Here is an 11,237-nt window from a genome sequence, read left to right as displayed (position 1 = left end):
CGTGGCCGAGGCATGCACGGCGATCGCCGACAATCCCACCGAGGTCTACAACCTCACAGCGCGCGGCAACCTCGTCGCCGTCGTGACCAACGGCACCGCCGTGCTCGGGCTAGGCAATATCGGCCCGCTGGCCAGCAAACCGGTGATGGAGGGCAAGGGGTGCCTCTTCAAGAAGTTCGCCGGCATCGACGTGTTCGACATCGAGATCGACGAGCAGGACCCTGACGAACTGGTCAAGATCATTGCCAGCCTGGCGCCGACGTTCGGCGGCATCAATCTCGAAGATATCAAGGCGCCCGAGTGCTTTTATATCGAGCAAAAGCTGCGCGAGCGCATGAAGATCCCGGTGTTCCATGACGACCAGCACGGCACGGCGATCGTGGCGGCCGCAGCCGTCCTGAACGGCCTCAAATGCGTCAACAAGGAGATCGGCAACGCCAGGCTGGTGTGCTCCGGCGCGGGAGCCGCCGCCCTCGCCTGCCTCGATCTGCTGGTCAGTCTGGGAGTGCGCCGGGAAAACATTCTGGTCATCGACAGCAAGGGGGTCGTCTATGCCGGACGCAAGGAATCGATGGATCAGAGCAAGGCGCGCTACGCGAGAGAGACTCATCTGCGTACGCTCGCTGACAGCATGGCTGACGCTGACATCTTCCTGGGCCTTTCGGCGGGCGGCGTACTTAAGCCTGACATGGTCAAGCAGATGGCTCGCGACCCTATCATCCTGGCCATGGCCAATCCCACGCCGGAGATCATGCCCGAAGAGGCCAAGGCCGTCCGGCCGGACGCCATCATAGGCACGGGGCGCTCGGATTACCCGAACCAGGTCAACAACGTGCTGTGTTTCCCGTTTATCTTCCGCGGCGCGCTCGATGTGGGCGCGACCACGATCAACGAGGAGATGAAGCTCGCCACGGTGCGTGCGCTCGCGGATCTCACGCATGCCGAAATCCCCGATGTGGTTGCCAGCGCTTATGGCGCTCAGGGTCTGCGCTTCGGTCCGGAATACCTGATTCCGAAGCCCTTCGATCCGCGGCTAATCGAAAAGATTGCGCCGGCGGTCGCCAAGGCGGCGATGGACAGCGGCGTCGCGACGCAGCCGATCGCCGACCTCGAGGCCTACCGTCTCAAGCTGCGGCGTTTCGTCTATCAATCCGGAAGCAGCATGGAACCGGTATTCGCCGCGGCAAAAAAGACCCCACGACGGGTGGTCTATGCCGAGGGCGAGGAAGAGCGGGTCCTGCGCGCCGCCCAGATTGTCGTCGATGAAGGGATTGCGCATCCGGTGCTGGTCGGCCGTATGAACGTCATTGCCGAGCGCATCGAGAGCTTCGGACTGCGCCTCAAGCTCGGCGAGAACTGCGAGTGCGTGAACGTGCTCGACGATCCGCGTTATCAGGAGACGTGGAATGAGTACTACGCCCTGGTCACAAGAAAGGGCGTGACGCGTGCCCTCGCGAAAGACGAGATGCGCAACCGTACGACGCTGATCGGCACCATGCTGGTGCGGCGCGGCGAAGCCGACGCCATGCTGTGCGGCACTTATGGCACCTATGCCGACCACCTCAAGTACGTGAACGATGTGATCGGCATGCGCCCCGGCGTCAGCACGTTCGCCGCGCTGCAGATGCTGATCCTGCCGGAGCGCCAGCTGTTTATCTGCGACACGCACGTCAACCTCGACCCGTCCGTGGAACAGATCGCGGAGATGACGCTGCTCGCCGCTGAAGCCGTGCGGCGTTTCGGCATCACGCCGAGCGTCGCGCTGCTGTCCCATTCGAGTTTCGGCAGTTCGAACGCGCCGTCGGCGCAGAAGATGCGGGAGGCGCTGGCGCTTGTTCAGGAACGGGCTCCCACGCTTGCCGTCGACGGCGAAATGCGTGGCGACGCTGCGCTGTCCAAGGCCATTCTCGACGACGTCTGTCTCGAATCGCGCCTCGTGGAGGAAGCGAATCTGCTCATCATGCCCAACGTCGATGCAGCGAACATCGCGCACAACCTGCTGCGGATGGCTGCCGGCGGCGGCATTACTGTCGGCGCCATCCTGCTGGGCGCGGCGAAACCGGTTCATATCATGACGCCGTCTTCGACCGTGCAGCGCATCGTCAACATGACTGCCGTCGCGGTGGTCGATGCAGCTTCGGAGCGCTCGCAAACCGGGCGATCCGCCGATGCCCCGCTCGCCTTCTGGCTTTGACATTTGAGGAAATACGATGACTTCCATCCCCGAACGCCAGCGCGGCGTTGACAAAACACGGCGCGTATGGCCGATTCAGGATCAAACGGCACCGCCCGCTGCGCTCACGAAACCCGACTGGATCCATGTCCGGTTGTCGAGCAGCGAAACGTTCCGCGACGTCAAGCGCGTCCTGCGGGAACACGGACAACATACGGTCTGCGAAGAAGCCTCTTGCCCCAACATCGGAGAATGTTTCAGCAAGGGCACGGCGACCTTCATGATCCTGGGCGACCTGTGCACGCGGCGCTGTCCGTTCTGCGACGTGGCTCACGGCAAGCCCAAGCCTCCGGATGAGCAGGAGCCGCTGCATCTTGCGCAGACGATTGTCGCGTTGGGGCTCAAGTACGTGGTCGTGACCAGCGTGGACAGGGACGACCTGCGCGACGGAGGCGCGCAGCATTTCGCGCAATGCATCCGCGCCATCCGCAAACATTCTCCCGGCACCACCATCGAAGTCCTGGTTCCCGACTTCCGTGGACGACTGGACGTCGCACTCGACATTCTCCAGGGTACGCCGCCCGACGTGCTGAACCACAATCTGGAGACTGTTCCACGTTTGTATCGTCAGGCCCGGCCGGGTGCCGACTATGCCCACTCACTCAAATTGCTCGAGCAGTTCAGGCAGCGCTGCCCCGATGTGCCCACCAAGTCGGGACTCATGCTCGGATTGGGCGAGACGGACGATGAGGTCGTCGAAGTCATGCGCGAGCTCCGCCGCCATCACGTCGACATGCTGACAATCGGGCAGTATCTGCAGCCGCGTGAAGGTAACCTGCCCGTCCTTCGCTATGTCACGCCCGAGACGTTCGGCGAGTTCGAAACCACTGCGCGTGAACTGGGGTTTCTTCACGCTGCGTGCGGCCCCCTGGTCCGATCCAGTTACCACGCCGATCGCCAGGCCCACAAGGCTGGCGTCGCAACCGCGCCCCGAAGCGATGATTGATCTTGCCAGTGGGCCTTCAATTGTCAGCGTGAGTGCGACTGCGGTCGGCGCACTCAGCGGAGCACTATTCGCCGTTGAGCGCCGGTTTGGCCTGAGCGGTGTGCTGTGCCTTGCCTTCAGCACGGGCGTCAGTGGCAGCCTGATGCGCGATGTCCTGCTGCAGAACGGACCCTCAGTGATCCTCACCGATGTCAGCTTCCTGCTTGCAGTACTAGTGTGCGCAACCGTAGGGTTCTTCTTTTCGACGATGATCCGATGGGTGCATCCATTGCTCGTCGTGTTCGATGCGCTCTCGATCGGGTTCTTCGCGGTTTTGGGCGCCACTAAAGGCATTCATGCAGGACTCGGTCCGCTAGGGGCGATTCTGATCGGCCTCATTAACGCGATTGGCGGTTGGGTGCTGCGCGATATCCTCGCAGGCGACAGGCCTCAACTCGTGCTTCCCGGGCCGATTTACGCGATCGCTGCGGGCATCGCAAGCGCGCTCTATGTGGTGCTGGTGGTTAGCCTGCACCTCGCCACCGCGCCGGCCGCGTTGATTACCATCGTGGTCGGCTTCTCGATACGCATGGCAGCACTGAAATACGGCTGGAATGCTCCCACACCAATCGATTTGACGCCGCGCATCCGGCGTTCAAAATCCACCGAAAAGGCGCGCTGAATCTCAAACGCTGCCTTTCGGCGCCTTATGTCCGTCAAATTCATGCGGCGCAATCTTTCGCCCAGTGCGGCGGTGCTTCGCGGCAGCAGGCGTCGACGATTCAAATTGATCGATCTTGAAGCACCGCCCCGCCGCCCATTCGGCCTGAAGCGCGTCGCGTATCTGATGCAGTTCCGCGCGCTGTCCGTCCAGCTTCGCGCGAAGCTCGTCGATCTCGCGCAAGCGTTGGTCGATCCGCTCGAGCAGCCCTTCCTTCGCGAAGCCTTTCATTTCCTCGGCCGTGGCGCGCATCTCTTCCAGCGAGAATCCGAGCCGCTGCGCCAGTTGGATTTGCCGCAACCGTTCCGCTGCTGCGTCGTCGTAGATCCGGTAGCCATTCGGGCCACGGCCTGCATGGGGCAGCAGCCCACTCTGTTCGTAAAAACGGATCGCGGACGTCGTCATGCCGGTACGCGCCGCCAGTTCCCCGATTTTCATCGCGCTTGACCTTGAAGTGGACTTGAAACTTAGTATAGGTGCATTGCTCACGCCGAACACGTTATCCAATGACGACCTCTCTTTTCACTCCGCTGACACTGCCCAACGGCAACGCCCTGTCCAACCGCATCGCGAAAGCCGCGATGGAGGAAAATCTCGCCGACGCGGGTCAATTGCCCGGCGCCGCACTGTGGCGTCTCTATGCCGCCTGGGGTGCCGGCGGTGCGGGACTGCTGATCACCGGCAACGTGATGATCGACGCAAGAGCACTGACCGGTCCCGGCGGCGTCGTGCTCGAACGGAACACGCCACTCGAGCCGTTCAAACAGTGGGCGTCAGTCGCTCGCCAGCATGGCGCCCGGATATGGATGCAGATCAATCATCCCGGCCGCCAGGTCCTTGCAGCAATGGGTCAAGACGCGTGGGCACCGTCTGCCGTTCCGCTCGACCTCGGGCGGCACAGCAAATTGTTCGCCGAGCCACGCGCGATGACAACAGCCGAAATTTACGAGGTTATCGAGCGCTTCGCCGACACGGCCGCGGCTGCCGAAATGGCCGGATTCGACGGGGTGCAGATTCACGCGGCACACGGCTACCTGATTTCGCAGTTCCTGTCGCCGCTGACCAATCGACGCAACGACGAATGGGGCGGCTCGCTAGAAAACCGGGCCAGACTTCTGCTGTCCGTCGTGCGTGCGGTACGCGCGCGGGTTCGGTCCGGATTCAGCGTCGCGGTCAAACTCAATTCCGCCGACTTCCAGCGGGGCGGATTCTCCGAGGACGAAGCCCGGCAAATCGTGCTGTGGCTCAACGGCGAGGCCGTCGACCTCGTCGAACTGTCCGGCGGAAGTTACGAGAGCCCGGCGATGCAAGGCCGCACCGCGGACGGCCGCACGCTGGCCCGCGAAGCGTATTTCCTCACGTTCGCTCGCGACGTTGCCGCCATCGCGGCGATGCCGGTGATGACGACGGGCGGCATTCGCCGGCGCTCGATCGCGGAAGCGGTACTGCACGAAGGTGTCGACGTCGCCGGGATGGCGAGCGCGCTGGCGTCCGTACCGGACCTGCCGAATCGCTGGCGCGACGGCCAGGCCGTAGACGCATCGATCGTCCAGGTTCGTTGGCAGGACAAGGCAGCCGCAGGACTCGCGACGATGGCGCTCGTCAAGCGTCGTTTGCGCGCGATCGCCGCAGGCGGGCAACCGCGGCGCTGGTACTCGCCGGTCTACAGTCTCGTGATCGACCAGATCCGGACTCGCAAATTGACGCGGCGTTACCGTCAGTGGAACGACGCACTGCGTATCCAACGCTAGGCCCCGCTGACCGATGCCTGCGTTGTTGATCAGTCTATCGAAGAGGAATACGAAGCAGTTTCTTCGGCCCCATTGCGCTAGCAAACCTCGATAGCCTCACGGTCAGCACGCTGATTCGGCAGTGTCCGCGCTTTCCGGACTCTCAATTGGTTCTCTCAGGTTGCTACACTGCATACAGAGCCTCTTACGCTATTCGTCGTATGAATCAGCCTGAACGAACTCACCCCGTGCTGCCATGATGATCCTTCGTATGTGCGATGGCGCGCAGAAGAATTCTGACGTGGGATCATAGTGCTTTTGGTCGTTTTGATATGAAGAGTGTGATCTGCGTAATCCCGGCATCAAATTCGTCATATTGATAGGTTCATCAGGATTGCTGCTTGCGGGCTGTGCCGGGACGCGTGGGACACATCGCTCGCGTAGAGGGTGCGAAGCGAACAATGGTCATCATTCGAGGCAATTCCAGGTTTAGGCTCTTTCTGCGCATCGGGCTTGTGGCACTGGCGTACTACACAGGCGCAAAAGTTGGACTCGCTTATGCGATAGTGGGCGGCGCAGTGTCTCTGGTGTGGCCTTCCAGCGGCATCGCCCTTGTTGCGCTGCTCGCTCTGGGCTTCGAAGTTGCCCCCGGAATCGTCATTGGCTCCTTCCTGGCCAACGTGTCGGTGGGCGTGCCCTTGCCGGTGGCCGCGGTGATTAGCGTCGGCGCGACAGTTGCAGCCTTGACGGCAGCAATGTTGTTGAAGCGCGTAGCCCGATTCCAGATCACCCTCGACCGCATCAAGGACGTGTTAGCCCTCATCGTCTTCGCTGCGGTGCTCAGCACGGCAGTGAGTGCGCTGATTGGTGCGACCGCCGTATTCGGAGGGGGCTTGATGCCGGTCGCCGAGTACGGCGCAGCCCTTCTGAAATGGTGGCTCGGCGACATGATGGGTGTGCTGGTGGTGGCTCCACCCCTGCTCAGCCTGCTCGCGTATCCGAACCCCATCCGCTCGGCGAAGCGGGCCGTGGAGGCGTGCGGACTGACCATTGCGACCGTCTGGGTAAGTTACCTCATCTTCGGTGCCGCCGAACTTGCCGGTCACGGCTACTACCCGGCAGCCTTGGGGATCTTTCCGTTCATTATCTGGGCGGCTCTCCGCTTCGATCACCTGGGCACCAGTCTTGCGACCTTGATGGTCTCAGTCGTGGCCATCTGGGGTACCACCCACGGCACGGGCCCCTTCGCCGCCGAATCTCCGGTGGACAGCCTCGTGAGGTGGTGCACCTTCGCGAACGTCGTGGCGGTAACCGGACTGCTGCTGGTGGCGGCACGTGCTCAGGAGCAGCGCGTCCATAACCTGCTGCAGGCATCCTACGTCGAGTTGGAACGGCGCGTCCAGGAGCGAACCGAGGACCTGGAGAAGACAAACAATGAACTAAAGGAGCAAGCGGCGCAGCGTCTTCTGCTGGAAGGAGAACTGATCCAGATCGGCGACCAGCAGCAGAGACTCTTCGGCCAGGAACTGCATGACGGACTTGGGCAACACCTGACTAGCCTGGGCCTGTACTGCGCCGCCTTGAATCAGAAACTGCAGACGCAGGGCCACCCAGCCGCCGCAGACTCCGCTACCATCGTCGGATTGGTGAAGCAGGCGTCCTTGATGACTCGCAGGATCGCCCATGGCCTGGACCCGGTCGCCATTGAATATGGTGGCCTTGCGGCCGCACTGCATGGGCTGGCGGAAACGGCTCGCACGCTCAATGGCATAGACTGCACGCTCCGGATCAAGCCAGATGTGGACTTACTGGATGCGCCTACTCAGATCAATCTGTATCGTGCGGCACAGGAAGCAGTCAACAATGCGCTGAAATATAGCGAAGGCCGCCACATCTGGATCGACTTGGGGCGCGTAGGCGGTTTGCAGACGCTTTCAATCAGTGACGACGGGGTGGGCGTCGGCCCGGAACAAATGGAGCGTGCCTCAGGACTGGGACTCCAAAGCCTGCGTCACCGGGCGAGCCTTCTGGGCGGCTCTTGCACGGTGGCCCGCAATGCATTGGGTGGCACCACGGTCGCCATCCGCTATCCGATACCGGAGCGCCCGGACCATGCACGGGAACGCGTCTAGCCCAAGCCACACGACTCAAATCCTGATCGTGGATGACCACCCCATCATCCGGGAGGGGATGACGCACCTGCTGAATCTGCAAGAGGATCTGCACGTCTGCTGTGCGGCCGGCAGCGCCGAAGAAGCCCTGGCGGCGATGGCCTGCCAGCCCGACATGGCCATTGTGGACATCAGTCTGCAATCGGACTCCGGCCTGGATCTTGTCAAGACTCTCCGCCACCGCTACCCAAATCTGGCAACCCTCGTCCTCAGCATGCATGACGAAAGCCTGTTTGCCGAACGCGCATTACGGGCCGGGGCAAACGGGTATCTGATGAAACTCGAGGCCACAGAGCATGTCGTGAGTGCCATCCGCGAAGTGCTGGCAGGCAATATTTATTTGAGCGCTGCCATGCATGAAAAGCTGGCGCGATCCCTTGCGGGTCCCAAAAAAATGCCGGCGGGCCCAATTGCGAGCCTTTCGGGACGGGAATTCGAGGTCCTGCACCTGATCGGACTCGGCTTCAGTACCCGCGAAATCGCCGGGAAACTGAATCGGAGCGTCAAGACCATCGAGGCACACCGGGCCAACATCAAGGAAAAGCTGAATATCCGTCACGGCAACGAGCTGGTGCGCTTCGCCATTCAGTGGATCGAGAGCCAATAAAGCGGAGCCCGGACACTGAATAAGGCAATCCCCTAGCCTCGTTTAGGAAAGGTGCCTTATTCATGCGCGTGCGGTCAGCGCATACAGTGCGGTGGTACCTGCCGGCGTGCCGCCGCCGTTCTGCTTGCAGCTCAGAAAAATAATTCCAATATCGTTCCAAATGGAACAACCAGCAGAACTTCCATCGATACCAAGTGAGTAAGTTGCAGGTGATGAAAATAGATCCTGGCTGGATGCCCGGGTCCTATTCCGGGGCGGTCGCGATACAAAAAAGCAGATAACTCGAGAATAAAGCGAATTTTGCCCTGGTATTGCAAGAGCGTGCCGAGTCCTCGCAAGGACCTTTGATACCTTTCGAAGCGGCACGAAATCCCGGCGCCAACTGCATGATTCGATTAGCGTCGGGCATGTCATGCACCATGCTGGAGAATATGATGAAAACTCTGACTTTGATCCCTATTGCCGCATTGACGTTGTGCACCACGCTCGCCTATGCGGGTGACACCACCGACACATCCAGGACGGCCTCCGATAGCAACGCAGCTATGACGTCGGACGCAGTCGGCGGTACGTCGGTGGGCAGTAGCGATAGCAGTGCCTTCCATGGCAAGACTCGCGCCGAGGTCAAGCAGGAATTGCAGCGTGCCCAGCAGGACGGCACGATGGATCGCTTGAACTCGCTCTACGGCGGGCAGTGAGCAGATGCACGGGATGCCGGAGCCCGATTGCTCACCGCAATGATGATTATTGTCGGCTAGTGAACGAGTTCTGGCATGACGGCTTTCACCAACTTTGTCGTGCTTCGCGGGTGGCTCAACGTGTGCGCGTCCGAATCGAAGGTTACCCGATGATCAAGACCTTCACTGTGCTCCTCGCCTATCAGTGCCTTGGGGAGTTAATCGCGTACGCAGCGAACCTGCCGATTCCTGGGGCAGTGATAGGGATGGTCCTGTTGTTAGCCTCCCTGAGCCTTAGCCCGGGCTTTTCATCCGCCATTGAAAGCGACGCTCTGGCCTTACTCAAGTTCTTGCCTCTTTTGTTCGTTCCACCAGGTGTGGGCATCATGGTCTTTGCCGGCCGCGTGGCTCATGACCTGCTCCCGATAGCCGTGTCCGTTGTTGTGTGTACGGCGCTAACAATCGCCGTTACCGCGCTTGTCGGCCAAGGCTTGTGCGCTTTATGGCGCCCGAGCGCTGCACCGCTGAAAACACCGTTTGCATCGCCGCTCCATGCCGACGAAAAGACAGCGCCTGCGGCTGTCGACATTGCTAAGGTTGATACACCGTGAACGTTCATCAGAACATCGCGTCCGCGTGGGGATTTCTCGGAACAACACCGCTTCTTTGGCTGACCCTCACGTTCCTCGCGTACGCAATCGCGCAGGTCGTCCACGGTTCGCTAGGAAAAAATGCGCTCGCGAATCCCGTGTTAATTGCAATAGCGCTTTTGATACTTGCCTTGCGTGAATCGAACACGTCGTATGTCACCTACATGCAAAGCGCCCAGCCCATTCAATTTTTGCTCGGACCGGCAATCGTCGCGCTCGCTATACCGATACACCGACAATGCGCCGGCTAGCCCCGCAGCTTGCTGGCGCACTTGTGGCGGGGTGTGCGACGGGCATCTCATCGGCCGTTTTGATCCCAAGGATCCTGGGAGCCACGGGTCAAATAATTGCCACTATTGCTCCTAAGAGAGTTACGGCAGGAATTGCTATCCGTCTTTCCGAGAAAATCGGCGGGTTGCCGTCGCTGACGGCCGTCATTGTGATCATGACCGGCATCACAGGCGCGGTGATTGGCAGCGGCCTTTTGAGGTTGATTCACGTGTCGAGACATGATCTGGGTGGCTTCGCACTGGGTGTCGCGTCCCATGGAATCGGCACGGCTCGTGCGTTGCAGATGAGTGAAGAAGCCGGCGCATTTGCTGGCCTCGGGATGGGCTTGAACGGCATTCTGACGTCCTTTATCCTGCCAATTGTTTATCCAATCCTGAGCGGTTTTTTCTGACACATCTGGTTTGAAGACAATCTGCCTGGTTGTCGCAATCGGCCTGAGAATCGAGACCTGATCCGCAGCTACGAGAGCACGCCACTTACAGTTGATTACAACTGTTCGGGGTTACCGGCGCGCGCCGTTCGTACAATCGAAGCATTCAGGTGGACTTTGGGAAAGCGAATATGAAAACAGTGCAATGGATTGCCGCCAGCCTCGTGGCGCTTGCGTCCGTGTCAGCCTTTGCGGCAGCCGGTGGCAATGGAGGCGGAAATGGTGGAAATGGTGGAAGCGGCGGAGCGGGAGGCAGCGGGGGGGCCGGGCACGGTGGTCTAGGCGGCAACGCGGGCGGCATGTCCGCCGGCCACATGAGCAGCAAAGGAGTCAGCAATACCAACGGCTTTAGTTCGGCCGACCGCGATGCCGGCCTTGCCCGCGCGGCGGATCGATCGGACACGCAGGCAGACCGTGCCGACGCGCAAACGAGCCGTAAGAGTCTTCATGCGGCTCAAACAGATCACGAGCGTTCACACTCGCATGCGCGGGTGAGCGCGAAGCTCCACCACAGCCAGCACATCGCAATCAGCCATTCGACTTGATAGAACACAGAGGGCGCCTGCGGGCGCCCTCTGTGTTCCAACTTTCTTCTCGTCAGCAATTCCCCTTTTTCGCCTGTCCCGGCGGACAGAAGCCGTTGCCCGGACCACCTTGGGGCCCGCCTTGCGGCACGACCACCACGCCCGGCGAATCAGGCACATACAGCGCACAACCGCCCAACAGTGCGGCACCCGCCGTCAGGAGACAGAAGATTTTTTTCATGAGGTTCTCCGAGGAAGGGCTTGCGCCCTTCCTTCAT

The 11,237-nt window shown here is 60.8% G+C and carries 11 protein-coding genes and 1 pseudogene; 10 read left to right on the top strand and 2 right to left on the bottom strand.

Annotated elements, in window-relative coordinates:
* From GNZ13_RS36355 to GNZ13_RS36345, 3 genes are all read left to right on the top strand, one after another.
* Window positions 1-2,194: NADP-dependent malic enzyme (locus GNZ13_RS36355; RefSeq protein ID WP_172173770.1), on the top strand; the 2,194-nt coding region annotated here is incomplete at its 5' end.
* A gap of 16 nt (window positions 2,195-2,210) precedes the next feature.
* The gene (lipA, locus tag GNZ13_RS36350; RefSeq protein WP_172173767.1) at window positions 2,211-3,179 is read left to right on the top strand and encodes a lipoyl synthase; all 969 of its coding nucleotides are present in this window, start codon (window positions 2,211-2,213) and stop codon (window positions 3,177-3,179) included.
* Window positions 3,172-3,840, top strand: coding sequence for a trimeric intracellular cation channel family protein (locus tag GNZ13_RS36345; RefSeq protein ID WP_172173763.1), 669 nt, complete (start codon window positions 3,172-3,174; stop codon window positions 3,838-3,840). The genes lipA and GNZ13_RS36345 overlap by 8 nt, the downstream gene beginning before the upstream one ends.
* 3 nt (window positions 3,841-3,843) lie before the next feature.
* Here GNZ13_RS36345 and GNZ13_RS36340 read toward each other — a convergent pair whose 3' ends face one another.
* A complete protein-coding gene (locus tag GNZ13_RS36340; protein ID WP_172173760.1) occupies window positions 3,844-4,317 on the bottom strand; it encodes a MerR family transcriptional regulator in 474 nt (157 codons plus the stop codon).
* Between the two features lie 68 nt (window positions 4,318-4,385).
* On the opposite strand from GNZ13_RS36340, the gene GNZ13_RS36335 reads away from it, so the two are divergent.
* The 7 genes and pseudogenes from GNZ13_RS36335 (at window position 4,386) to GNZ13_RS36305 (ending at window position 10,980) form a co-directional block, all read left to right on the top strand.
* Window positions 4,386-5,630 (top strand): NADH:flavin oxidoreductase/NADH oxidase family protein, encoded by a 1,245-nt coding sequence (locus tag GNZ13_RS36335; RefSeq protein WP_172173757.1) that lies wholly within the window; start codon window positions 4,386-4,388, stop codon window positions 5,628-5,630.
* A gap of 440 nt (window positions 5,631-6,070) precedes the next feature.
* Window positions 6,071-7,741 carry an MASE1 domain-containing protein gene (locus tag GNZ13_RS36330; protein WP_172173754.1) on the top strand — a complete coding sequence of 557 codons (1,671 nt, stop codon included), beginning with the start codon at window positions 6,071-6,073 and terminating at the stop codon, window positions 7,739-7,741.
* Window positions 7,722-8,387: a response regulator gene (locus tag GNZ13_RS36325; RefSeq protein ID WP_172173751.1), complete on the top strand. Its 666-nt coding sequence runs from the start codon at window positions 7,722-7,724 to the stop codon at window positions 8,385-8,387. The genes GNZ13_RS36330 and GNZ13_RS36325 overlap by 20 nt, the downstream gene beginning before the upstream one ends.
* A 434-nt stretch (window positions 8,388-8,821) precedes the next feature.
* A complete protein-coding gene (locus tag GNZ13_RS36320) occupies window positions 8,822-9,085 on the top strand; it encodes a DUF4148 domain-containing protein (protein ID WP_172173748.1) in 264 nt (87 codons plus the stop codon).
* Between the two features lie 149 nt (window positions 9,086-9,234).
* The gene (locus GNZ13_RS36315; RefSeq protein WP_172173745.1) at window positions 9,235-9,675 is read left to right on the top strand and encodes a CidA/LrgA family protein; all 441 of its coding nucleotides are present in this window, start codon (window positions 9,235-9,237) and stop codon (window positions 9,673-9,675) included.
* Window positions 9,672-10,396 (top strand): annotated as a pseudogene (locus GNZ13_RS36310) (LrgB family protein). The gene GNZ13_RS36315 and the pseudogene GNZ13_RS36310 overlap by 4 nt, the downstream one beginning before the upstream one ends.
* A 170-nt stretch (window positions 10,397-10,566) precedes the next feature.
* Window positions 10,567-10,980, top strand: coding sequence for a hypothetical protein (locus GNZ13_RS36305; protein WP_172173742.1), 414 nt, complete (start codon window positions 10,567-10,569; stop codon window positions 10,978-10,980).
* 52 nt (window positions 10,981-11,032) lie between these two features.
* On the opposite strand, the gene GNZ13_RS36300 is transcribed toward GNZ13_RS36305, so the two are convergent.
* Window positions 11,033-11,200, bottom strand: a complete 168-nt coding sequence (locus tag GNZ13_RS36300; RefSeq protein WP_172173739.1) for a hypothetical protein — start codon at window positions 11,198-11,200, stop codon at window positions 11,033-11,035.
* Window positions 11,201-11,237: the final 37 nt, after the last annotated feature.

Source organism: Paraburkholderia elongata (assembly GCF_013177735.1).
In the GTDB taxonomy this organism is placed as follows: domain Bacteria; phylum Pseudomonadota; class Gammaproteobacteria; order Burkholderiales; family Burkholderiaceae; genus Paraburkholderia; species Paraburkholderia elongata.
This window is presented reverse-complemented; position numbering and strand designations above follow the sequence as displayed.